This is a genomic window from Cellvibrio sp. ATLC23 (assembly GCF_057196725.1).
In genome coordinates, this window is record NZ_JBXUOS010000002.1 from 498,148 (window position 1) to 523,460 (window position 25,313).

19 protein-coding genes are annotated in these 25,313 nt (G+C 49.3%); 4 read left to right on the plus strand and 15 right to left on the minus strand.

Annotated features, from left to right (window positions below; genetic code table 11):
• Positions 1–30 precede the first annotated feature (30 nt).
• The gene (locus AC2CG4_RS05130; protein ID WP_484485247.1) at positions 31–591 is read left to right on the plus strand and encodes a hypothetical protein; all 561 of its coding nucleotides are present in this window, start codon (positions 31–33) and stop codon (positions 589–591) included.
• On the plus strand, positions 581–1,894 hold the full coding sequence (locus AC2CG4_RS05135; RefSeq protein ID WP_484485248.1) for a hypothetical protein: 1,314 nt from the start codon (positions 581–583) through the stop codon (positions 1,892–1,894). The genes AC2CG4_RS05130 and AC2CG4_RS05135 overlap by 11 nt, the downstream gene beginning before the upstream one ends.
• Positions 1,895–1,945: 51 nt before the next feature.
• On the opposite strand, the gene AC2CG4_RS05140 is transcribed toward AC2CG4_RS05135, so the two are convergent.
• The 5 genes from AC2CG4_RS05140 to AC2CG4_RS05160 all read right to left on the minus strand — a co-directional run bounded on the left by AC2CG4_RS05140 (position 1,946) and on the right by AC2CG4_RS05160 (position 9,966).
• Complete coding sequence (locus AC2CG4_RS05140; RefSeq protein ID WP_484485249.1) at positions 1,946–3,034, minus strand: polysaccharide deacetylase family protein; 1,089 nt, start codon at positions 3,032–3,034, stop codon at positions 1,946–1,948.
• A gap of 16 nt (positions 3,035–3,050) precedes the next feature.
• The gene (locus tag AC2CG4_RS05145) at positions 3,051–6,692 is read right to left on the minus strand and encodes a hypothetical protein (protein ID WP_484485250.1); all 3,642 of its coding nucleotides are present in this window, start codon (positions 6,690–6,692) and stop codon (positions 3,051–3,053) included.
• A gap of 178 nt (positions 6,693–6,870) precedes the next feature.
• Positions 6,871–7,143: a PilZ domain-containing protein gene (locus tag AC2CG4_RS05150; RefSeq protein ID WP_484485251.1), complete on the minus strand. Its 273-nt coding sequence runs from the start codon at positions 7,141–7,143 to the stop codon at positions 6,871–6,873.
• Between the two features lie 96 nt (positions 7,144–7,239).
• A complete protein-coding gene (gene parC / locus AC2CG4_RS05155) occupies positions 7,240–9,498 on the minus strand; it encodes a DNA topoisomerase IV subunit A (protein WP_484485252.1) in 2,259 nt (752 codons plus the stop codon).
• A 72-nt stretch (positions 9,499–9,570) separates the two neighbouring features.
• Positions 9,571–9,966 carry an LEA/WHy family protein gene (locus AC2CG4_RS05160; RefSeq protein ID WP_484485253.1) on the minus strand — a complete coding sequence of 132 codons (396 nt, stop codon included), beginning with the start codon at positions 9,964–9,966 and terminating at the stop codon, positions 9,571–9,573.
• 374 nt (positions 9,967–10,340) lie between these two features.
• On the opposite strand from AC2CG4_RS05160, the gene AC2CG4_RS05165 reads away from it, so the two are divergent.
• Positions 10,341–10,718: a hypothetical protein gene (locus AC2CG4_RS05165; RefSeq protein WP_484485254.1), complete on the plus strand. Its 378-nt coding sequence runs from the start codon at positions 10,341–10,343 to the stop codon at positions 10,716–10,718.
• A gap of 6 nt (positions 10,719–10,724) precedes the next feature.
• Here the strand turns inward: AC2CG4_RS05165 and AC2CG4_RS05170 are convergent, their stop codons facing one another.
• From AC2CG4_RS05170 to AC2CG4_RS05190, 5 genes are all read right to left on the minus strand, one after another.
• Entirely contained in the window at positions 10,725–11,108 is a 384-nt protein-coding gene (locus AC2CG4_RS05170) for a DUF2750 domain-containing protein (RefSeq protein WP_484485255.1), read from the minus strand.
• Positions 11,109–11,126: 18 nt separating this feature from the next.
• Positions 11,127–11,867 carry a M48 family metallopeptidase gene (locus tag AC2CG4_RS05175; RefSeq protein WP_484485256.1) on the minus strand — a complete coding sequence of 247 codons (741 nt, stop codon included), beginning with the start codon at positions 11,865–11,867 and terminating at the stop codon, positions 11,127–11,129.
• A 108-nt stretch (positions 11,868–11,975) separates the two neighbouring features.
• Positions 11,976–12,629 carry a hypothetical protein gene (locus AC2CG4_RS05180; protein WP_484485257.1) on the minus strand — a complete coding sequence of 218 codons (654 nt, stop codon included), beginning with the start codon at positions 12,627–12,629 and terminating at the stop codon, positions 11,976–11,978.
• Positions 12,630–12,714: 85 nt separating this feature from the next.
• Complete coding sequence (locus AC2CG4_RS05185; protein ID WP_484485258.1) at positions 12,715–13,866, minus strand: lytic polysaccharide monooxygenase; 1,152 nt, start codon at positions 13,864–13,866, stop codon at positions 12,715–12,717.
• 432 nt (positions 13,867–14,298) lie between these two features.
• A complete protein-coding gene (locus tag AC2CG4_RS05190; RefSeq protein ID WP_484485259.1) occupies positions 14,299–14,640 on the minus strand; it encodes a DUF6488 family protein in 342 nt (113 codons plus the stop codon).
• Positions 14,641–14,731: 91 nt separating this feature from the next.
• Between AC2CG4_RS05190 and asd the strand changes: the two genes are divergently transcribed.
• On the plus strand, positions 14,732–15,586 hold the full coding sequence (asd, locus tag AC2CG4_RS05195; RefSeq protein WP_484485260.1) for an archaetidylserine decarboxylase: 855 nt from the start codon (positions 14,732–14,734) through the stop codon (positions 15,584–15,586).
• A 75-nt stretch (positions 15,587–15,661) separates the two neighbouring features.
• Here the strand turns inward: asd and AC2CG4_RS05200 are convergent, their stop codons facing one another.
• The 5 genes from AC2CG4_RS05200 to gltB form a co-directional block, all read right to left on the minus strand.
• Positions 15,662–16,414 (minus strand): TerC family protein, encoded by a 753-nt coding sequence (locus AC2CG4_RS05200; RefSeq protein WP_484485261.1) that lies wholly within the window; start codon positions 16,412–16,414, stop codon positions 15,662–15,664.
• Positions 16,415–16,511: 97 nt separating this feature from the next.
• Positions 16,512–17,879 carry a cyclic di-GMP phosphodiesterase gene (locus AC2CG4_RS05205; protein ID WP_484485262.1) on the minus strand — a complete coding sequence of 456 codons (1,368 nt, stop codon included), beginning with the start codon at positions 17,877–17,879 and terminating at the stop codon, positions 16,512–16,514.
• A gap of 235 nt (positions 17,880–18,114) precedes the next feature.
• Complete coding sequence (hemE, locus tag AC2CG4_RS05210; RefSeq protein ID WP_484485263.1) at positions 18,115–19,182, minus strand: uroporphyrinogen decarboxylase; 1,068 nt, start codon at positions 19,180–19,182, stop codon at positions 18,115–18,117.
• 137 nt (positions 19,183–19,319) lie between these two features.
• On the minus strand, positions 19,320–20,738 hold the full coding sequence (locus AC2CG4_RS05215) for an FAD-dependent oxidoreductase (RefSeq protein ID WP_062063766.1): 1,419 nt from the start codon (positions 20,736–20,738) through the stop codon (positions 19,320–19,322).
• 27 nt (positions 20,739–20,765) lie between these two features.
• Positions 20,766–25,217, minus strand: coding sequence for a glutamate synthase large subunit (gltB, locus tag AC2CG4_RS05220; RefSeq protein WP_484485264.1), 4,452 nt, complete (start codon positions 25,215–25,217; stop codon positions 20,766–20,768).
• Positions 25,218–25,313: the final 96 nt, after the last annotated feature.

The following is a 25,313-nucleotide window of genomic DNA, read 5'->3' on the forward strand; positions in this document are numbered from 1 at the left end:
GGCTACACCACCACACAGCAAGGATTTCTTATGTGTAAACGATTGGCAATCATCATCAGCGCATTGGGCAGCATCACCAGCCTGAGTGCACAAGCAGAGCTGCCGGTAGCATTTCATGTGTCCGGGCATGCTGCTTACACCAAGGTTAAAGCAGCTGGCGAAAACTTTTCGCCCTCGCTGTTTCAGTTTAAAGCGGATATTGAAGTTACCGATGGTTTACTGGACGGTATCGGCTTGCAAGGACTAGTTGCAGTGCCTATGAGCGATGCAACCGAAAATGGTTTGACCTTGGAAATCAAACAACAGAGCGCCGCCTACATCACACTTACTAATCCAGATACACAACCAGAAGATTTAAAAGTCAGTATTTTGCTAGGTTATGCTTCAACTGAAATCGAAACCCAGCTTCCCGCTCTCGGCGAAGTGGGCAGCAATAAAGATACTTTTTCTGATTTCAGTTATGGCATCTCAGTGCAAGACCCAATCATAGAAGGTAAACCTTATTATTGGACCCTCGACTTAATTCGCTATTACAAAGATGACAATTTAAGCGTTGATGGCATCAGCCTGGGAGTAACTTATGCGTTCTAAAGGATTACAACTTTTATCGGCACTCGCATTAGGTGCCAGTGCATTCACACTGATCAGCTGCGGCGGCGGTGATGGCGACAGTGCACGTGTTGCGCAAACCGTTGATGCGAGTAAAAACGGGATCACAGCTATTAAGCTTGCAGACACCAGCAGCAGTGTTCATATCCAAGGCAGCCGCCAATTTAATTTAATTGGCACAGATGTAAATGGCAAAGAAATAAACCTCAACAACAAAGCTAGCTGGACCCTAAGCGATCCCAACTTGGGCAGCATTAAAAATGGCCTGTTCAAAGCGGCGGGTAAAAAAGCTCCTCTGCAACTTGTTGTCAGCTATGCGGGCATGAGTAGATCATTGGATATAGCCTTGACCGATGCCAATCTCACCGGCATTACCGTCAAACATCCAACCGCATCTGTCGATGTATGCAAAGACACACAATTCACTGCAGACACAGTATTTAGCGATGGAGAGAGTTATGACTATCCATTGACCTGGAAAATCACCAGCAGCAATCCAGTCAATATTGCGAGCTTTGCGGACACTAACGTTCCCTCACTCAGCACAAGCAAAAATGGAGTTATTAAAGTTGTTGCTTCAGGTTTAGACAACGACAAAAAAATAGTTCCATCACCGGAATTTGAGTTCAATATTCTCAGCAATCTCACAAAACTGTCATTGAGTTCCAATAAAAGTTTGGAAATGCGCCAGGGGCAAACGGCAACTGTCACTGCAACTGGCGAATATAAAGATGGCTCAAGTGTCAACATCACTAAAAATGTCTCCTTGACCAGCAGCAATACCAGCGCACTCACCGTTAATAAAACAACCGGGGTTATTACTGCTGCCGCTGGCACAATTAGCGGCACCGACGTCAACCTCACCGCCAATTGCGACGGTACGACTGAAACTCTCATCATTAAAGTATTAAAGCCCGAGCTGTTAAAAATGGAGATCGTTAGCAAAGACAGCACTAGTTCAACTGAAGCGATTTCTGTTTCTGTCGGCGGCAACGTAGAACCACGAATCAAAGTTTCCTATCCAACCAGCACTGGAATAGACCCAGAAATTTACTCAGGCACCAATGCCCTATGGGAAATTACCAGCACACCAACAGGGTATGATTCAAGTAAAGTCACTTTGGAACCAAAGACAGGTAAGGTGACCATCAGTAGTTCGATGATTATCAATAACCCTATGATCGTTACACTATCGGCCAAGCTTTTGGATAGTGACAACAAAGTCATGATTGGCAGTGACGGCAGCGAACTGAAAGACACCATTCAATTGACAATCAACAGATAAACAAAAGGCGCTCCCAATGTGTGGGAGCGCCTTGTAAAAAGAATTAAAATTTTAATCCCCGTATGTCCACTCACCTTTTCTATCGGTAACCAACCACTGTTGGGTATACCAATAAAACCTCCCTTTTTCTCCGGCATAAGCGGTGCAGTTATAGCGTGTTCGTCCAGGGTTTAGCGGCTGATTGGCATGCGCCCATAATTTATTATCAATCACTTCCGTGGTAATCGCGCCCTGACCAGTAGCAAAACAATTTATTTTTTTCAGCAGTGCTGCATTATCAAGCTCCAACACCAGCCAAGGTATATTACCGGCTTTTACTATCAGATTTTTTTGCCCGGTGTTTTTATCGCGATAAAAGCTAACACTTTTTGTCGGCAATGGTTTGGTATTGACCTTCATTATGAAGTCGTCGAGTTCGGTAAAACTGCCACCAAAGGGAAAGCGCGGTACAGATTGCAAATCACCTTTTTCATAGAGCGCGCCAGATTGTTGACCGAAGGCGATATAACCTAACTTCTTGGCAATCTGCTGCACCTCCGCATCGTACTCACCAAAGGGATAGGCCATAATCATCGGCGCGGTACCGATTTCCTGTTCAATTTTTGTTTGCGCTTGATTAATTTCGGTTGCAATTCGCACTCGCCACTGCACAACTGATTCATCTTTTTTACGCCGTGGCAGATGGTTGTGTTGAGTGGTGTGATTGGCAATAGTGACGCCGTGTTTTGCCATTTCACGCAACTGATCCCAACTGACAAACAGTTTTGATGTGCCGATGGAATCTGTGTTTACAAAAAAGGTGAAAGGCCAGCCGCGTTTTTTTAAGCGCGGAAATGCCGATTCGTAAACCGATGCGTATGAGTCATCAAAAGTAATTGCTACCGTTTTATCCGGCAGCGGCTCCCCTTTGCGCAACCTGTCCGTGAGTTCCAGCAGCGGCACCACCTTAAAATCATTCTGCGCCAAATAATCCATCTGCGCTTCAAAGTGTGCAGGACTAATGCTGGTTGATTTTGGTGTGCTGTTGCTAACGTGGTGATACAAGATCACTACAGCAGCCTGTGCCGAGGAGGCAAAAACAATACTCAGTAGCAGAGCAAAAAAATTAATAAATGAAGCCGCAACACGCGCCTTTCTCATTTTTTACCTCGGGATATTAATACTGCGCACGAATCTCAAACGGGAATTCAGCCGTTTGCTGCTTGCGCGCGATACTGAATTCTATCGTCGCCGGATGCTGCTTGATAGGTAACTCTACTTGGTTTACCCCCTGGTTACTGCGCAACTCAGCAGCTTGGCTAATCAGAGTGCCGTTTTGATCCAACGCACTAATCGCCATCAGCTCGGGAAAAATACCGTGAATATCAAACAGCAAACGCCCAGCTTCCCAGCGCGCCAATTTGAATGAAGACTCAGCGCCATTCCATTGCATACCGAATTGAAATGGCAGTTGGATTGCAACCGGGTCAGCCGCCGCGAGGAATACCAATTTTCCCCAGAAGGCAATCACATCGCTCACCCCCAAGTCCTGCCCACGCAAATCCAATTGGCCGCGCAACCACGGCTGCGCCGGGTCGGTTTGATATTGTCCATCTCCCCAAGTGCCGCCTTGGTACTCAAGTGCAATAGGCGCTTGAAAAGTCACCGGATGAATATTGCCGGCCGAGTCTTCCACCTCGGTAATAAAAAATCGCGCCGCACTCAGTTGCCGCGTAAGTGCGTGCTGATTGCGCAAATAAATATCGGCCATCAACGACAATTGTTGTGCCTGAATACTCATTTGATTGACAGCAATTAATGCTGGGCCGGCCACAATAGTTTGTTGCGGTGCTTGATAGGGGTATTGAATATCCGCTGGCGGCGAGTCCGCTTTAAGCGCGGCCAAACCCGCCACTGTCAATAATTCGGGAACAGGTTTTGCGACAGCGAAATCCTGCTCCAAGGGTTGAATGCGGCCAAAACTAAAAGGATAGGTTTGCGGTTCCAATTGGCTCGCCACAATCACTTCTGCGGCAGCAATAGTGCCTTGCACTTGAATGCTGGTGGTATTACCTGCAGCAAATAAATTCACGCCGCGCATCGCATTAACCGATTCCAATGGTTTGCCTTCTGCATTCAAAGCATTTACCTGCAAGAGCGCAGGGCTATTGCCAGAGTATTGAAAATACAAACGGCTGGCGCCTGCTGACAAAAAGCGCAACTCCAACCCGTGTGAATTAATAACTTTACCAGCCAAAGGAGCATCTACTTTTATGCGCTCAATACTAACCGGCAAGTTATAACTCAGCTCGCCTTTAATCGCGCCAATATTGGAAAGATTTATATTGCTGGGCAACAGAATTTTTTTTGTGCCGCGAATACCAAGATACGAAAGTGGTTGCCCCTGATCGAGTGCAGTGCCTTCGTAAATCATGTTGACATCAACCGCTCGACGCGCGCCCGATGTATCACAGCCACTTGTGGCTAATAGAGATTGATCCTGATGATCGACAATATCGGTAATACGCAATTGCACATCACCCGCGTCCTTGCCTAAATTGGGCAAATTAAAAGCGTTGGCATCCAGCGTAATTACCACACCTTTCGCCGTCGCCTCAATACTGCTAATCGTCACACCAAAAGGCCCCGCAATAGTTTGTGCGGCTAATGCAGGATTCAAATGGGCATTGGCTGAAAAATCTGGCAACTGTGCTGAAGTCAAATTGGTGAACTGCCGTGGCGTGTTATCAATCTGCTCTGCAGTGGCTGGACCAGTGCTTTCGCTCATAGCAAAGGTTCGCGCGAGCAAGGAATTAGCCCAGAGTTGCAATTGCGCTTCCAACTGTTCATCAAACATCACTGAGGCTGCTAACTGCTGATCGCTTTTGGTAATTTTCATTCGCTCATAAATCGGCAGAGTTTCAGGCCAATCTTGCGCGATAGTATTTTTTACCTCAGCCAATAGTGGCGCGACATTTTTTTCGGCAGTATTAATAAAGTCTTGATTGGCACCTACCAGCACCGCATTAAACTCCAATACTGGCGGCAGTACGCGCGGTGCAACACCGAGATAAATACCTTTTACCGGTGCAGAATCCAGCGATAATTTACCCAGCGCAATTGCGGTAGAAGCATCGGAAAACTGAGCGGGGTTTAGCAGGGCTACACTCAGCATTTGATTGGCGCTAATACGCTGCCAATCCGACAAATCTTTTTCCGCTGAGGCTGCTGCATCCATACGACCGCGAAAGGCAGCCACTCGCTCTGGTGCTCCTAAGATAATTCGGTCGGAATCAATTACCGCCATCATGACCGGATTTTTTGCACAGGTATTTTCATCCACCGACGAAAATACTATTTGCTGCGGAGACTCTTCATCTATCACATAATTTTGTGTTAGCCAGGCGCGAATCTTTTTGGCATCAAATTGCCCCGTCAACACCCAGAGCGGTTGGTTTTGATTATTAGCGCGATAGGCAGACACCCACACCTGATCCAATTGCTGCGCAATATTGATTCCGGATTGTTCCATTCTTTTCCAGAAATTATCGTCAGGAGCGGGCAGATTATGCAGCCCCTCTGCAGACTGCAGTACACCCGGCAGTTGCTGCAAACGCAACACATCGACATGGGCCAAAACAAATAGAGATTCAGTCGCCAGCGCATTTACAATTTGCTCTGACTTTGCCGTAACAGTTACCGGCTGCCAGAGCGGGCGCTTTAACCACAAAATAATGGATGCGGTTACCGCTATCGCCAACAAAATTGCCAACATGCCCCAAACAAAAGTGGATTTGTGGAAATCCACATCTGTATGTGCATCATCAACCTCTACTGCGCGATCTTCCTGGGCAGCTGGATTTGATGTTGGTTCTTGTGCTGATTTAATTTCAGCATCGACATCTGCAGTCGCTTCAGTTTCTATAGCCTGTTTAACGTTTATTTCTTTTTTAACTTCAGCTTCTTTTTTAACTTCAGCTTCTTTTTTAACTTCAGCTTCTTTTTTAACTTCAGCTTCTTTTTTAACTTCAGCTTCTTTTTTAACTTCAGCTTCTTTTTTAGCTTCAGCTTCTGCTTCTGCTTCTGCTTCTGCTTCTGCTTCTGCTTCTGCTTCTGCTTCTGCTTCTGCTTCTGCTTCTGCTTCTGCTTCTACAGTGTTGTTTAGCTGAACACTTACTTTTACTTCATTTTTTGACTCTGCCTTAACTTCTACTGCAGGTTCGGATTCGGGCTCAGATTCGATTTCTTTTTCGGCGGGGACATACACCTCCGATGCAACTGGCGCCTCTGGCTCTGCATCAACATAAGCCGTGGTTTCAAGCTCATCGCGTGCCGAAGTTGCTTCCGATACTGCCGGCTCAGATTCAGATTCAGATTCAGATTCAATTTGATTTTGCGGCTGCGCATTTTTATCGGCGTCCGCTTCTGCTATATGAGTAGTTATGTCGTCGGGCGATTCCACTGGCTCGCGCACAATAATTTTTTTAACCAGCAGTTGGCGCGGCGGTTCATCTTCATCGTCCAGCTCTTCATCCAGACTATGCAGTTCCAACTCCAGCTCAATTTGGTCGGCAATATTATCGACATCGGGCGCGGTTATACTTACCGCATCCAGATACACACCCGCCTCCAAAAATGCCGCACGCCACTGCTCAACCTCGGCGGGGCTTTCCAGCACCTTAATTACGCTGGGACGTTGGGAGAGAAATAACAAACGAATTGTTTTTGGTTTTAATTGGAGCAACTGCGCCAAATTGCCCACAACTTGATCCGCATCAAATCCTGCAACAAATTGGTTTTTATAGATAAGCTTGTACACAAAAACTCCTTCAGTTTTCAGAGTTATGCTGTGATCTTATTCGTTTATTACAGACACAGTCTTTCTGAAAGCACTAAAAAAGGAAACGCTTTGCAGCGCAACGAACATAAACAATGATAGCTCCGCGCAAGTTGTTGCGAAGCTCATTGCGGAATAAATTACAGAGGCAAACTAGAACTTAGTCTTCTTGCAAAAAGCGTAGCCCCACGCCGGCGGGTTCAACACGCACCACTTCCAGTTGCAATATAGGGGCGTCGTCCATCAGCCCCTGCACCTGACCAGTAAGGCGCGTTCCAATTGGCGGGATTTGCTCTGGCTCAAGCACAACAAAAACACCACCATCAGAAATGTCACGGGTTTTTACCAACAACTCGCCCACGGAATCATGGGCAATTTTAATCCGGCAAGCAAAGGTAGTGCGCACATGCCGACGTTTGTCTTTCGAGTTCATGAAAGCTCCTGAATTATTGTTGTTGTACCGCTATGTTTTATTACTGCCGCAGATTGCTTAAAAAATAAAGGCGGAATAACCGCCCCTACTTTATCGTCACTTATCGGTCACTTCAGCCTTATCGACCTTTTGGAAACCGCGCGGAAGCTTGTTGCCGCGCCGACCGCGTTCACCCTTGTAATGCTCCAGATCAGACAATTTCAAGGTAATGTGACGTTTACCTGAATGCAGCGTCAGGCATTGACCCGGATTGATGACATTAACCGAAACCACAAACTCTTCGCGCGTTGCCGCTCGCGCCGAGGGTATATTCATAATCTTATTCCCTTTACCACGCGCCAGCTCGGGCAACTCGGTCACCGGGAACACTAATAAACGGCCATCATTACTGACCGCAGCGAGCAATGCCTGTTCGGGATTATCAAGTAATTGCGGCGGCAAAACCAGCGCTGCATCAGGTAAAGTTAACAAGGCTTTACCGGCTTTATTTTTACTGGTGAGATCTTCAAGACGAGCGATAAAACCATAGCCCGCATCGGACGCCAGCAATACCCGCTGCTGATCGGCCCCCATTAACGCTCCTTCAAAGGTCGCACCATTGGGAGGGCTGATTCGCCCACTCAACGGCTCACCCTGACCGCGCGCTGACGGCAGGTTGTGTGCAGGCAGAGAATAGCTACGGCCGGTTGAGTCGATCAGGATCACCTGCTGATTGCTCTTGCCGCGCAATGCAAACTTAAAGCTGTCGCCGGCTTTATAACTTAAACCAGCTGGATCTATCTCGTGCCCCTTCGCGGCGCGAATCCAACCCTTATCCGAAATTACCACTGTAACTGGATCAACACTCAACAATTCAGTTTCAGTCAGAGCTTGAGCTTCAGCGCGCGCCACGATTGGCGAGCGGCGATCATCGCCAAAGGCCTCAGCAATTTGGATCAACTCTTTGCGCACCAGATTTTTTAATTTGACTGCCGATTCAAGAATTTTTTGCAAACCGTCGCGCTCTTTTTCCAACGCGGTTTTCTCTTCCAGAATTTTCATCTCTTCCAAACGCGCCAACTGACGCAATTTGGTTTCGAGAATATATTCAGCTTGCATTTCAATTAAATTGAAACGTTCCATCAACACTGGTTTGGGGTTATCTTCTTCGCGAATAATGCGAATTACTTCGTCCACATTGAGGAACACCACCATCAATGCCGCCAAACGCAGTAAGCGCTCTTCTACTTTTTCCAAACGGTATTGCAATCGGCGACGGGTAGTAACGGTTCTAAAGCTCAACCATTCAGTCAAAATTTTGCCGAGCGATTTCACCGCCGGGCGGCCATCGATTCCAATCATGTTCATATTGACACGATAGGTGCGTTCAAGCTCGGTGGTAGCAAATAGATGCTGCATCACCTGCTCAACATCAACACGATTTGAGCGCGGAATAATAACTAATCGCGTAGGATTTTCATGATCCGATTCATCGCGCAAGTCGGCAACCATAGGCAATTTTTTTGCTTGCATTTGCGCGGCAATTTGCTCGAGAATTTTTGCACCACTGACCTGATGCGGTAGTGCGGTGATAATCACATCGCCCGATTCTTCATCTTTTTGCCAGACCGCACGCATGCGCACACTGCCGCGCCCGGTCTCGTACATTTTAATAAGGTCTTCACGCGGCGAAATAATTTCCGCCTCGGTGGGCATATCCGGCCCTTGAATAAACTCGCATAACTCTGTCACGGTGGCCTGTGGATTATCGAGCAGATGCACACAAGCATTCACGACTTCACGCAAATTGTGTGGGGGAATATCGGTCGCCATACCTACCGCGATACCGGTAGTGCCGTTCAGCAATACGTTGGGCACACGTGCGGGCAATACGATAGGTTCTTCCAGCGTGCCGTCAAAATTCGGCTGCCAATCAACCGTGCCCTGCCCCAACTCTTCCAGCAAAACTTCACTGTATTTGGTGAGACGCGATTCGGTATAACGCATCGCCGCAAAGGATTTTGGATCGTCGGGTGAACCCCAGTTGCCCTGGCCATCAACCAGCGTATAGCGATAGGAAAATGGCTGCGCCATCAACACCATGGCTTCATAGGATGCGGAGTCGCCGTGCGGGTGAAATTTACCAATCACATCGCCCACGGTACGCGCGGATTTTTTATATTTGGCACTGGCTTTTAAACCCAACTCACTCATCGCATACACTATGCGGCGCTGAACCGGTTTAAGACCATCACCAATGTGTGGCAAAGCGCGATCGAGGATCACATACATGGAATAATCGAGATAGGCTTTCTCGGTGTAGTCTTTGAGCGCGATACGCTCATCGGCCTCGGGCAGGGTTATTTCGTCACTCATTGAATATCCTGAAAATACAAAATTCAGCTTGCTCGATTGATGAATACTAAGAAATTATAGCGCTAATGTGGCTTAACGCTTTTTGGCAGTCAGTGGAATTGAGCCTTGCTCATTGATACGCAGAGCGGGCAACCAAGCACTAAAATCCAGTTTGGCAGAAAAAGAGTAATTTACATTTTCTTTCACCCCATTGCGACCAAAGTGTTCTAGCAGTCGCACCAACTGCAATACATTTGCAGTAACAACGACTTTTACCGGCGTCTCTTGATAAGCAGTCAGCGCGGGCAACTGATCACTGACACCGCTGAGCACTTCGAAGTTTTCTATGCCGATGGTGTAGGACATGCCACGCAGACTGAGATCGCGATCATTTGGGTTAGCGATCAATAAACTGATTTCAATCGGCTGGCTAAACCCCTGCGCCGGTAATAATTGTGCCCCCACAACTTTTACTGTGGGCTGCTCCATTTTTGGCTGCAAACTTGAACAGCTTGCCAAGACTAAACTGCAGGTTATTAAAAAAAATTTGATCACTGTTTTGATATTTATTACAGCAATCATTGTTACGATTCGACGCATTATTTTTTTTGTAGCGGCAATAATTTTCACTTCAATCCCCTTCCCAACAAAAATGTGAATACCAGCACTTGCACATTAACCTCAATGTGATCTAATCCGCGCTCTTTTTACTGGATATTCGTCTTTAGCTTCGTACCGATGGGCCAGTAAAATAAGACTAGACATTATCATTCCGGGAAAATAGCAGCGAGCTTCTGCTGGCATCACCCGACCATTGACGGTCAGCTTATAAGTATTATTCACGTTTAACTGACTAAAACCCTATGCCCAACTCACCGTGTAAAACATTGATTAATCCGGATGAGCTATTCGGCAGTCGCGATCTTCGCCTACAAGATCGGCGCGATAGCCAGTATCTGCAATTAGTGCATTTATGTACGGGCTTTAATTTTTCGGTATTGCAATTACAGCGCAAAATTTTTAGCCATCTCAGTCGCAAGATGGTGCCGGGTACTCTGGAGTTTGTATTAGCGACGCACGATGAAACGAATAATTATTGGTACAGTATGACACCTGGCTTGGCCAGCCTAACAATGCTTAACGATTACGTTAAACATTATGAGGTCGATATTTTGCACATGCATTTGTTTGGCGAAGATGATGACGACTACAATCAATTTACCGACAATGGTTTTTATTAGTCGAGTCTATTCACCCATCTCTGCTTCAAATTCTTCGAGCAAATCGAGCGGTTCCAGCTCTTCGCCCTCCAGCGCGTCATTCCAATTAATGCCCACCAACAGCACATCTTCATGCAGACCAGGTAACCAATCTTCAAGAAATTCCACCAGCTCCACCGCCACTGGTTTGTAGTCTTTCCAGTCATCCTGACAATGCGCTTGAGCAAAACTTTCCTGCGACCAAAACGGCATTACATCAACATCGTCATGCGCCTCTGACCCACTCAGCGCCCAACCGTCGGGACCTTCCAAGCCCCAGACACAACCTAACTCCATAGCTTCTACGATAAAACGATCCAGATTTTCTGCAGGGTCGTCGCTCAGCGGATCGATTGTGATTATGTCGTTCATGTTAAAACCTTTTGGAGTTTATAAACTGAGACTTGCGCCTTCGGACTTGAGCCAGGCACGATCTGCCTTGAAGGTTGGGCAGACGCTGGCGACCAACGCCCAAAAATCCGCACTGTGATTGTGGTGACGCAGGTGGCTGACTTCGTGGGCGACAAGATAATCGACTATGGCCTCTGGGGCTAGCAGTATCTGCCAGTTGTACTGGATCGCGCCGCGGCTGGTGCAGTGCCCCCACTTGGAGCGAGTTGCCTTGATGCTCACCTGGGTGCACACCAAACCCATCACCTGAGCCAAGCGCCTGGTTTTATCGGTGAGAATGCACAATGCCTGCTGTTGATACCAGCGGCTGAGCAGCTGGCGAATTTGTGTTTCTTCATCCACCCGCACGCGCGACGATAAAATCAGATGCAGCTGCTGATCGATACGCGCAATCGCTGCTCGCGCGCCGCGCCCAAGCACCAGTGTTAATGCTTCACCCATAAATGGAACCTGACCGCCCTGCACATAACGACGCGGCTCAGGCTGGAGCGCTAAAGCCTGCTGTTGCTCGGCAATCTTAGCCTTTACCCAGACCGCTTTTTCCTGCAAAAAACCCATCAGTACCGATTGCGCAACCCCCATGGGTGCGCGCACCACCACCTGGGCTTTGCGGATTTCAATACTAATACTGCGCCGCTTGGGTGAGCGGGCGATACTGAATTCAAAACCCAAGTCTGTAGGGGCAGGCGTCGATCTTTTTAAGCTGAACCACTCAGTCATTGTTATGCCTGAGCGCAAAAAAGAAGAAATGGACATTAAGAAAAGGCAAGAGTAGACACCTTGTATTGATCGAGGTGACAAAGATAACACAGGTTGATGCCGGCAAACTCAGTAGAAGCCGAGCGTGTGATCCTTGCGCGCAACATAAACGGAGGTTATCCCAAGCTCCATCCGGCGGGTAATCGCCGCTTCGGCTTTTAATTCACCGGCACGAAAGCTGGCGAGACCATCATAAAACATGGCAGTAAAAAAATCGGCGTCAGCATCGCGCGGGGTGAACACCTCTATGCGGCACATGCTGGCATGGCAGCTGATACTATTGATACTGACTCGCTGTAACCCCTGATGTCGGGCGAACATGTCGCGCAGCGACTGCTCGTATGCGCTGGCCCACTCAACATCCACAGGCTCACGTTCAAAGATTGCTGTAGCACGCTGGTAAACACTGTTCTCCACTTGCTGTACAGCCGCACGCGCAGCTTCTGGATCAAGCCTCACCTCTGAGCTTACTTTTGGTTCAAGTGGCTCCGTCGGCGTTTGTGTAAAGACGACCTGGGGAGATTTAATGTCAACCCTGACATTGACCGCTTTTGGGTGAAAGTTTGCAGATTGCTCATGCCCTGTTAAATGACTATTTATACGGTCATCCTTACCTGGTGCTGGCGCATCCGCAAACTGTAGATAAAGTGCCAACAACAGTATTGGTGCCACCAATAGAGTAGTCCACAGAGGCAAAGCGTTGTTTGTATCTGGTCGATTCACGCACCACCTCAAATAATTTGCGCGCAACTGACCCCGACAGGAATCGCACCATTCCTGTCGGGTAATGCAGTGTTATGTTATGCGATTAACGGCAGGTAACTACCGGCGTTTCTACACTATTACCATTGGTATTACCCTGAAAGCCAAATTCAGCCGTCTGCCCGGTAATCAAAGTGCCATTCCAACTGAGATTAGTCGCCGAGTATGGATTGCTTCCGGTAAGCGTCGCATTCCAGGAACTGGTAATACGGTTGCTACCGGTATATTGCCAACTCGCGGTCCAGCCAGTCTTGGTTGCGCTAGCCGTATTGGTTACGCGAATCACACCGGTAAAACCGCTGCCCCATGAGTTAGTAACTACATAGGTACAACTCAAGCCCGCAGTAGTACCTGCACTGCTGGATGCCCTGCTGGAAGCGGGTGTAGAGCTGGGTGCAACACTTGAACGACTGGATGAAGCGGGGGCGATACTCGAGCGACTTGATGAGGCTGGCGCAATGCTCGATCTACTCGATGATGTTGCAGGGACTGAGCTGGCGCCACCGCCGCCGATTTGCACATCGATACACCCGTGAAAGCGCTCATAGGTTGGCGGCTCGCGCCCCCATTCGGCGTATATCACATGGCGACCCGTGCGCGCCGGTACAGTACAGGTGGTGTGAATATGTGCTGTGGCTTTTTCCGCACGTACGTTGGGATAGGCGCCGGGATTGTCGTCGTTGTAGGGCAAATCACAGAAAGGTTGATCTTCAAAATCCGCCCACGTTAGCTCTCGCCCTACTTGATAAGTAAAGCCCGGCTTGGTAATCCAGTAGCGAAAATCGGACGTGTCATCAAAGTGCGGGCCATTGCTAATATCCCACGAGAACACTTGCCGCCCCGAACTGATGTTATTGACCGGCCAATTAATGGCATTGTCCCACGGGGTTTTACCGCCCTGCCATGTTTCACTGTCAAAACCACATACGTGCTTGGTTGATGGCCCCAACACTTTACGCCCCTGATGATGATTCAACACGCTCATATAGGAGTAGCCGCCGTTAAAGTCATTCGCAAATGCATCGCCACAAACAGGATACCTGGCGGTTCCATTGGCGACCTCATCGGGCTTGGTGACCTTGCCGCAGAAGTAATTGCGCGCACCGGGACTATCGACAAAACCATGCCCGAAACTCAATGCAGACAAGGCCATTATCACAGCGCTCAACCCACTCGTCGTCATAAAATTATTTTTCATTATTAACATCCTCACTTAACCGGATTTAGACACGACTCCCTGCTTCGGGAATCACCGTCGCCATCGGATTTACCTGTATTGCGGTGCAACTATTTAGCGAAAGAATAATCCATGCGCCACACAGGCAAACCAAAAGGCGATGCACAATCAGTAGTCCAGCGAGTGCTTATGAACAGCAAAATCATAGGAGAGAGCACGGTCGATCTTATTATTATGCGATTCACCACAAATACATCCTAATTTCCTGAGTGGCGAGCAGATGGACAACCGAACCCAAGATAATCCGCCCATGCGACAGCGCTGTCAAACCATTGGAAAACTGAGGCGACAAAGAAAGATTAAATTGTTGGTGAATACAAAATGAAAGAATGTTTAGGCGCCAACCAGCCAAGCTCGACTTTGGTGCATGAGCGCTGGCCGTCGCCAAAGATGCTACAGATCGGAAACGCTAGCTGTTTCAACACGGCCATCTAGCAATATTTTTAATTGCAGTACTTTTGTCTGTGATGGATTTTCCACCCTTACCAAATAATAGCCCCGTCCGTTTTCGACAATCTGCGCGGCGCCTACTGGCAAATCGCGCCAACTCTGTTCCAGCTGTGGTAAACCCAAGGCTGGCTGGGCGGCGAAACTGGCATCCCGCGCGGCGGCCAACGCAATCTCTACCGCCTTTTTCATCGTCACCGGCATATGATCATGCCCTTCGTGCGCATTAGCCATCGACAGAAACAACAACGTCAGGAGCGGGCTAAAGACTTGCAGTATCTTACGCATAAGAACCTCACTGTTATTCATTATTTGCTAAACTGCGGCACTCTCTTTTTTTTCAGGCAGTGCGCTGCCTATGCAGGAATTATAAAAATACATGAATGACAAACTTTTCATCCGCTTGCAACATTTGATTCCCCAACACGGCCTTTCGCGCGCCGCTGGCTGGTTGGCCAGCACAGAAAACTCGCTGATAAAAAATACCTTTATCAAGTGGTTTGTCAAACGCTACAAGGTGGATATGAGTCTAGCTGCGGAAGAAAACCCGCTTGCCTATTCCTGTTTCAATGATTTTTTTACTCGCGCATTAAAAGCCGATGCTCGTCCAATCGATAACAATGCCGATGCAATTGTCTGCCCGGCCGATGGCGCCATCAGTCAAGCAGGTAAGATTGTCGATGGTCGCATCTTTCAAGCAAAAGGTCAGAGCTACACAGCTTTGGAATTGCTCGGCGGCGATGAAGCTCTCGCTGCCGAATTTGCCGATGGCAATTTTGCTACCGTGTATTTATCACCACGAGATTACCACCGCGTACATATGCCCTACGGCGGAAAATTGCGCGCGATGGTGAGCATTCCCGGTGAATTATTTTCGGTCAATACAGTAACCGCAGAGAATGTACCGCGCTTGTTTTCCCGCAATGAACGCGCGGTCGCCATTTTTGATACCGATATCGGCCCCATGGCCGTTGTGCTAGTAGGCGCAATGATTGTCGCTGGTATTGAAACCGTATGGGACGGTCAAATCGCGCCGTTTGCAAGCCGCGAAATCGCCACTTCGCTTTACCCCTACCAAAATATTACTCTCAACAAAGGCGATGAAATGGGGCGATTTAAATTAGGCTCAACGGCGGTGGTGTTATTTGCGAAAAATAAAATACAGTGGGACGAGCAATTCAAAGCCGCAAGCCCAACCAAAATGGGCGAGCGCATGGGCAAAATAATTCAGTAGATCTACACCAACGATACACTAAACAAAAAGGCCAATCGCATGATTGGCCTTTTTGTTTTTATTGCAAGGTGCTACTCATTGTTGATCGCCGGGATAATCTTTGCGCAGCTCTACGGGTTTATCCTGATGTTTGCGCAACTTAATATTAATCATCTCTACCCCGAGTGAAAACGCCATCGCAAAGTAGATGTAACCCTTGGGCACATGCACATCAAACCCTTCAACCAGGAGAGTTAGACCAACAATCACCAAGAATGACAAGGCGAGAATTTTAAGAGTGGGATGGGCGTCGACAAAATCGCCAATTGACTTGGCAGCAAACAGCATCACACCCACCGCAATGATAATCGCAATTGCCATAATCTCTACCTGATCAACCAAGCCTACAGCAGTGATAACTGAGTCGAGCGAAAAAACAATATCCAGTACTGCTATTTGCACTAGCACAATCATCAAACCATGAGTGGCAATATTGCGCTCCGTTTCAACGGCACCTTCAAGACTATTGTGAATTTCGTGCGTCGCTTTGGCGATTAGAAACAAGCCACCGCCAATTAAAATAATGTCGCGCCCGGAAATTTCTTCTCCCAGTACACTAAATAACGGATCAACCAACCCCATAATCCACGCCAGCGAGAAGAGCAACGCCAAGCGCGTAATCATTGCCAAACCCAAACCCACATTGCGCGCGAACTTGCGCTGGGCATCCGGTAGACGACCAACCAGAATCGAAATGAAAATAATATTGTCGATTCCCAATACAATTTCCAACGCTGTGAGTGTTGCCAATGCAACCCAGGCTTCCGGACTTGCCAACCATTCAAACATCATTAACTCCAGTGATAGTTGCTACGAATAAAACGCCCATTAAAAAACCGCAGACAATTCTGCCTGCGGTTTTCAAAAAAACACCTTAACGCTAAGATCAGCTACGTGTTGTTAGCCGACTCAGAAGCGCCATCAAACCTTTCTTTTCATTCTTCATTAAATAATGATCGCGAATACTGGCGATATCCACATCGTAACTGCCGGGTTCAAGATCCCGTGCAATCTCAATTTTTTCAATTTCATAACGCGTTTTTTTACCGGAATCGAGCAGCTCTTGTTTGCGTTTGTCATCTTCCGACAAATCTAGCAGCAAATATTCACCTAGCGGCTGCTTATATGCATCCAGTACAACAATGACTCGCGGCTTTAGCCGACGCTCAAAATTTTGCTCAACAACAACGGCCACTTCACCCGTGCTTAACTCGACCAATGTGCCAGTAGGATAAAGCCCAATGGCGCGAATAAACTCCACTACCAGTTCTTCTTGAAATTGAATATTGCGCAATTCGTAGAGCTTGGCCACAGCTTTGGAGGGCGCAATGGGGTGACGCGAACCACGCGGGTTAGTAACAAAATCGTAATAGGTGACTATGCCTGCAATCTTGCCCAGCAAGGGAATTTTATCGCCCGACAAGCCCTGTGGAAAACCGCTACCATTCAATCGCTCACAGTGGGTTTTCACCACGCTAATCACTCGCGGCTCGACTCCCGGCGTCTTACGCAGAATTTCACAGCCGAGTTCAATAAACGTTTCGTAGAGATGCTCTTCTTCTGTGCTTCGCTCCATTTTAGAAAGCAAAGCTACATCTAACATGACCTTTCCTACATCTTTTAACAAAACGCCCATCGCCAATACATCCAAATCGCGCTTGGGCAGGCCAATGTGGCGACCAAATAAAATCGCCCATACGGATGAACGCACGGCATGGCTATAGGTGTATTCGTCTTTTTCCTGCACCCGCGACAACCAAGTGAAGGCATCAGGATTGCGCAGTACGCTGTCTACCATTTCGCTGGCAACACGTTTGGTTTCACCCAAAGATAGGGAGTCAAATTGATTTTTTTCGAGCTGCTCCATCACCTCTTCCACTGCGCCGTAAACTTTTTGATGCAATTGCCGCGCTTTTTTCACCTCGCGCTGCAAGGGCTCAACTTCGCGATAAAGTCCGCGCTGAATTTTAAGTGGCGCTACAGTTTCGTTAAAAGAGCTCGCTCGCTCGCGAATAGGAGCCTTTTTGCCAGAGGGGGCAAGGGTTTTCAGATTGGCTGCGATCGGACCGCGACCTTTTTCAATATCGATAAAAACGTAGTTACAGAGAGCCTTGAGCTGATTAACTTCACCCAGATCACGCAAATAAAACCCCTGTAGGGGAAAAGGGGTTTGTGACCAAGGGCGATCCAGCCCCGACACAAACATGCCTATGGTTAACTCATTAACGTCAACTTTGACTTGCTTGATTCCCACGCCTATTCCCCACAGCACCTTCAGGTGCGCATTATCAGCCTTATTTAGTTCGGGACTTCGATAAACACTCCTGAGTTGCACAGCGGCTCTCACAAATCTCATCCGTCTGCGCAACCTGACTCAGGCTCTAAATTATCCTAAAAAACCTTAATAGTGCGTGGAGTGTAATCAAGAAAGGCGCGCCATGCCATAGCCGGTAGATTAAAGGCGCAATCTCTAGTCTGCAAGGCAATAACTATGGATGATACTGCGCAGACAACTCATGAACTGCATCAATAAACGCACCGGCATGAGCGGGATCAACCTCTGGCGTAATGCCGTGCCCCAGATTAAACACATGACCAGAGCCATTACCGTAAGCGGCCAAAATACTGCCCACTTCAGCGCGAATACGCTCGGGCGAGGCATACAAAATTGTCGGATCCATATTGCCTTGTAGCGCAACGTGCTTGCCAACGCGCGCGCGCGCAGCAGCTATATCCGTGGTCCAATCCAGGCCTAATGCCGTTGCACCAGTAGCCGCCATAGATTCCAACCACTGGCCACCACCTTTGGTAAACAGAATCACAGGCACTTGGCGCCCCTCATGCTCGCGAATCAAACCGCTGACAATTTTCTGCATGTACTTGAGTGAAAACTCTTGGTAGGCAGCATGGGACAAAGCGCCGCCCCAGGTATCAAAAATCTGTACCGCTTGCGCGCCGGCAGTAATTTGCGCATTGAGATAAACGGTCACTGAGTCAGCCAATACATCCAATAAGCGATGCATCACCTGCGGCTGGTTGTAGAGCATTTCTTTGGCGCGGCGAAAATCGCGGCTGGAGCCACCTTCGATCATGTAGGTCGCCAGCGTCCAAGGGCTACCCGAGAAGCCAATCAAGGGCACGCGGCCATTAAGCTCGCGGCGAATGGTTTTGACTGCGTTAACTACGTAGGGTAGGTCCTGCTCCGGGTTAATCACTTTAAGCGCATTCACATCGGCTTCTGTGCGTACGGCTTTTTTAAACTTGGGTCCTTCGCCGGTCTCAAAATAGAGACCTAAACCCATGGCGTCGGGGATTGTGAGAATATCGGAGAAGAGAATTGCCGCATCCAGACCGGGATAGCGATCCAGCGGCTGCAGAGTCACCTCACAAGCCGCGTCGGGATTAGTGCAGAGCCCCATAAAATCGCCCGCTTTAGCGCGGCTGGCGCGATATTCTGGCAAGTAGCGGCCAGCTTGGCGCATCATCCAGACTGGCGTTACATCAACAGGTTGCTTCAGCAATGCACGCAGAAAACGGTCGTTTTTGAGCTCTGTCATTCTCTTATCCTCAGGCCATTAGCCTTGCTTGTGTTATGGATAAAACAAACCCCGCAAAGGCGGGGTTGTAGGGGCGCCGCTTGCTGCACCCAAAATCACCAAAAGATCAGGGCGCGGCAAGCAGCGCCCCTACGGGATTAAACCTGTAGATAATCCAAAATACCATCAGCGGCTTCACGACCTTCCCAAATAGCGGTAACCACCAGATCAGAACCGCGCACCATATCGCCACCGGCAAACACTTTCGGATTGCTGGTCTGGAACTTGTACTGCTGCTTCTCAGGCGCGATCACACCACCCCAATCATTGGTTTTAACACCGTTTGTTTCGAACCAAGGCTGTGGACTTGGGCGGAAACCAAAAGCGATCAAGACCACGTCGGCAGGCAAAATTTCTTCTGAACCGGGAACCACCACCGGGCTGCGACGACCATTAGCATCTGGCTCACCCATTTTGGTAGTGACTACTTTAACGCCCTCTACCTTACCATTACCAACCACTTCAACTGGCTGACGGTTGTAGAGAAATTGCACGCCTTCTTCTTTGGCATTGGCAACTTCGCGCTTGGAACCGGGCATGTTTTCTTCGTCGCGACGGTAAGCACAACTTACGCTCAACGCGCCCTGACGAATAGAAGTGCGGTTACAGTCCATGGCGGTATCACCACCACCGAGCACCACAACTTTTTTGCCTTTTACGCTAATGAAATCTTCCGGGCTCTTTTCAAAGCCGAGATTGCGGTTCACGTTGGCAACCAAAAATGGCAATGCATCGTAAACACCGGGCAGGTCTTCACCGGGGAAGCCGCCTTTCATATAGGTGTAAGTCCCCATACCCATGAATACTGCATCGTAATCGCGCAGCAATTCTTCCATGGTGATGTCTTTGCCCACTTCGGTATTCAAACGGAATTCGATACCCATTTCGGTAAAGATTTCGCGGCGACGGCTCATCACTGATTTTTCCAGCTTGAACTCGGGAATACCAAAAGTCAGCAAGCCACCGATTTCAGGGTACTTGTCGAACACCACTGGTTTAACGCCGTTGCGCACCAGTACGTCGGCACAGCCAATACCTGCAGGGCCAGCGCCGATAATAGCGACTTTTTTATCAGTCCAAACCACTTTGGACATATCCGGCTTCCAGCCCATAGCGAAAGCGGTATCGGTAATGTACTTCTCGGCGTTGCCGATAGTCACCGCACCAAAACCGTCATTCAGGGTACAGGCGCCTTCACACAGACGATCCTGCGGGCAGACACGGCCGCACACTTCGGGCAGGGAGTTAGTCTGATGACTCAACTCCGCCGCTTCAAAAATATTGCCTTCAGAGATCAGCTTCAACCAGTTGGGGATGAAGTTGTGCACCGGGCACTTCCACTCACAATAGGGGTTACCACATTCCAGACAGCGATGTGCCTGCCCCTCTACCTCTTCTTTGGCAAAGGGTTGGTAGATCTCCACAAAGTTGCGTCTGCGGGTTTCTATATCTTTCTTGGTGGGGTCTTGACGACCCACATCGAGAAACTGAAAGTCATTGTTTAAACGTGCTGACATAATCTTGACCTCACTCGTCACCAAGAGTTATTCGCCGCGCTGGCGGAAACTAACCAACAAACTGCCCAAAGACGCTGCTTTAGGTTTAACCAGCCAGAACTTACCGATGTAGTCATCGAAGTTGTCCAGCAGGTGTTGGCCCCAGGCACTTTCAGTCTCTTGCACAAATTCTTCAATCACGGTGCGCAGATGATGGCGATGCGCTTCCAGTGCTTCGGTATTGATACGATGGATATCCACCAACTCGTGGTTGTAGCGATCCACAAAGTCATTGGCTTCATCCAATACATAGGCAAAACCACCGGTCATACCGGCACCGAAGTTAACCCCGGTTTGACCCAGTACGGTCACTACACCGCCGGTCATGTATTCACAGCAGTGATCGCCCGCACCTTCCACTACCACATGGGCACCGGAGTTACGCACACCACAGCGCTCACCTGCAGTACCGGCTGCAAACAGCTTACCGCCGGTTGCACCATACAAACAGGTATTCCCCATAATGCTGGTTTTGTTCGATTTGAAGCCGGAGCTGCGCGGTGGGCGAATGACCAGCTTACCGCCTGCCATACCTTTACCTACGTAGTCGTTGGCATCACCTTCGAGATACATTTCCAAGCCACCGGCGTTCCACACACCAAAGCTTTGACCTGCGATACCGGTCAGCTTCAGCTTCAATGGTTTGTCGGCCATTCCTTGGTTGCCGTAGCGCTTGGCGATTTCACCACTGATACGCGCACCGATGGAGCGGTCGCAGTTGGTGATATGGAATTCAAACTCACCGCCGGTTTTGGCTTCGATGGTTGGCAGCAATACCTTGATCATCGCCTCAGCGGTTTCGCCTTTATCAAACGGCTCGTTTTTGCTGACTGCACAAAGTTGCGGCTTGGTTTCAAGGAACGCATCGGTATGGATGATTGGTTTTAAATCCAATTGTTGTTGTTTAACCGTTTCGCCTTCGAGAATCTGCAACAGATCCACACGGCCAACCAGATCACCCAGAGTGCGTACACCTAAACGCGCCATCCACTCACGAGTTTCTTCTGCCACGAACTTGAAGAAGTTCATCGCCATTTCAACCGTGCCTATGTAGTGGTCTTTACGCAGCTTATCTTGCTGGGTAGCAACACCGGTCGCACAGTTGTTCAAATGGCAAATACGCAGGTATTTACAGCCGAGCGCCACCATTGGGCCAGTACCAAAACCGAAGCTTTCCGCACCCAGCATGGCCGCTTTCACTACGTCCAGACCGGTTTTCAAACCGCCGTCGGTTTGCACCCGGACTTTATCGCGCAAGTCGTTAGCACGCAGAGTTTGGTGAGTTTCAGACAGACCCAACTCCCACGGCGAACCCGCATACTTAATAGAAGTCATTGGGCTGGCCGCCGTACCGCCATCGTAACCAGAGATGGTGATCAAATCGGCATAGGCCTTGGCCACACCGGCAGCGATAGTACCTACACCTGGGCGCGATACCAGCTTCACCGATACCAACGCATCTGGGTTAACTTGTTTCAAGTCATAAATCAGCTGCGCCAAATCTTCGATCGAGTAGATATCGTGATGCGGCGGAGGCGAAATAAGAGTCACACCGGGAACCGAGTGACGCAGTCGCGCAATCAGCGCATTCACTTTACCGCCGGGCAACTGACCGCCTTCACCGGGTTTTGCACCCTGGGCGACTTTAATTTGCAGCACTTCAGCGTTAACCAAATAGGCTGGAGTCACACCAAAGCGGCCAGAGGCAACCTGCTTGATTTTGGAAGTCTTGATGGTGCCGTAACGCGCCGGATCTTCACCACCTTCACCTGAGTTAGAGCGTCCGCCCAAGCGGTTCATGGCTTCAGCCAAGGCTTCGTGCGCCTCTGGCGACAAAGCACCGAGCGACATACCGGCCGAGTCGAAACGCTTGATGATGCTTTCGATTGGCTCAACTTCAGACAAAGGCACCGGCTTGCAGGCATCTTCACGGATGGCCAATAGGTCGCGCAGCATGGATACCGGGCGCTTGTTTACCAAATCCGCGTAATTGCGCCAGAGCGCATAGTTACCGCTCTGCACTGCCTTTTGCAGGCTTTGCACAACATCCGGGTTGTAGGCGTGATACTCCGAGCCGTGTACATACTTGAGCAAACCGCCCTGAACAATCGGCTTGCGATCCAACCAGGCAGTCTGCGCCAAAATTTTCTGATCCGCTTCCAAATCTTCGAAGCGCGCGCCCGCCACACGGGATGGCGTGCTTTCAAAGCACATAGAAACCACTTCTTCCGACAGACCAATCGCTTCAAACAATTGCGCACTGCGGTAGGAGGTAATAGTGGAAATACCCATTTTCGACAGGATTTTCAGCAAACCCTTGTCGATACCTTTACGGTAGTTTTTGTAGGCTGTATCAACATCGCTGAGCAATTCACCGGTTTCGATCAGATCGTTGAGCACGTAGTAGCTCAGGAATGGATACACAGCGGTGGCGCCGTAACCAATCAACGCAGCGATTTGATGTGGATCGCGGGCGCTGCCGGTCTCCACAATCAGGTTAGCATCACAGCGCAAACCAACGTTAGTCAAATGCTGGTTGACCGCACCCACTGCAAGCAGCGCCGCAATCGGCAATTGGCCCTTCGCAAAGCCTGCATCGCTCAATACGATCAACACTTTGCCCGACTTAACCGCAGCAGCTACGTCGTCGCACAGCTTGGTTAATGCCGCTTTCAGATTGGTCTCGTCAGCATTGTAATAAAGCGAGAATGTTGCCTGCTCATAACCAGGGCGGTTCAGACTCATCAAACCACGGAACTTCTCTGGCGAGAGTACGGGCGAAGTCAGAATCACGCGGTCAGCATGTTCGGGCAATTCATCATAAACGGGTAATTCACGGCCGAGACAGGTTTCCAGCGACATTACAATCGCTTCACGCAATGGGTCGATTGGCGGGTTGGTAACCTGGGCAAACTGCTGACGGAAGTAGTCATACAGCGAGCGCTGCTGACGTGACAGCACGGCCATTGGGGTATCGTCACCCATGGAGCCAACGGCTTCCTGACCACCTTCCGCGAGTGGGCGCAACAACTGGTCGCGCTCTTCAAAGCTGACCTGGAACATTTTCATATTGGCTTTCAGCGCAATACCATCCAGACCGTTTTCTTTGGCGTCGGTGTTCAGGGTAGATTCAATGCGCAGCGCGCGCTCTTTCAGCCACTTTTTATAGGGCTGGGTAGATTTCAACTGATTGTCGATATCTTTGGTGTTATGCAAAGTGCCAGTCAATGTATCGATCGACATAATCTGGCCTGGGCCAAGGCGACCTTTTGCCACTACGTCAGCCGGATCGTAAGCGTACACGCCCACTTCCGACGCCACGGTGATCATATCGTCTTTGGTGATAACCCAGCGCGATGGACGCAGGCCGTTGCGGTCGAGTGTACAAACCGCGTAGCGACCATCGGTAATTACCAAGCCAGCTGGGCCGTCCCAGGGCTCGATATGCATAGAGTTGTATTCGTAGAACGCACGCAGATCCGGATCCATATTCTCTACGTTCTGCCATGCCGGCGGCACGAGCATACGAATGGCGCGGTGCAGTTCCATTCCGCCAAGGGTCAGTATTTCCAGCATGTTATCCAGGCTGGAAGAGTCAGAACCGGTCCGGTTTACTAGCGGGGTTACGCTGTGCAGATCAGGCAATAGTGGCGTTACAAATTTAGGAGTACGCGCCACCGCCCAGTTGCGGTTGCCCACAATAGTATTGATCTCACCGTTGTGCGCCAACATACGGAATGGCTGCGCCAGCGGCCAGCGCGGCGAAGTATTGGTAGAGAAGCGCTGATGGAATACGCAAATGGCAGTTTCCAGGCGCTCGTCAGCCAAGTCAGAAAAGAAGCGCGGCAGGTCTACCGGCATCATCAATCCTTTATAGGAGAGAATCCCGGTACTCAGGCTGCACACATAAAAAGATTTGTCGTCGGCAAGGCGGATTTCCGCTTTGCGGCGCGCCATAAACAACTTGGAATTGACCTGCTCAATAGTCAGATCAGGGTTGTTTACAAACAGGTGATTAAAGGTCGGCAGCGATTTCAGCGCGATTGGACCGAGGCAAGTCGGATCAACCGGCACTTCGCGCCAGCCAGCTACAATTAGCCCCTGAGCGGTCAACTCTTCCGCCATAATTGCGCGCGCCTTGTCGGCAATGGCAACCTCTGGGCTGAGCATAATCGCGCCCACACCATAGATAGGAGTCAGCTCTGCACCGCAGGCTTCTTTAGCCACAGCGCGCAGAAAGCTGTCTGGTTTTTGGATTAACAAACCACAACCGTCACCGGTTTTGCCGTCCGCATTGATACCACCGCGGTGGGTCATGCAAGTCAGGGCTTCGATAGCAGTGGTAAGCAGGCGATGGCTGGTCTTGCCCTTTAAATGGGCAATCAAACCAAAACCGCAGTTATCTTTGAACTCGTCTATCTGGTAGAGGCCAGTGGTCATAGGCTGATTCTCAACAAAAAACTCTATCAAGGGATACGTGGGCTAAAAGCCTAAAGCACATGCGAAAGCCGCGCCAAATCACATCCCAGACAAAAA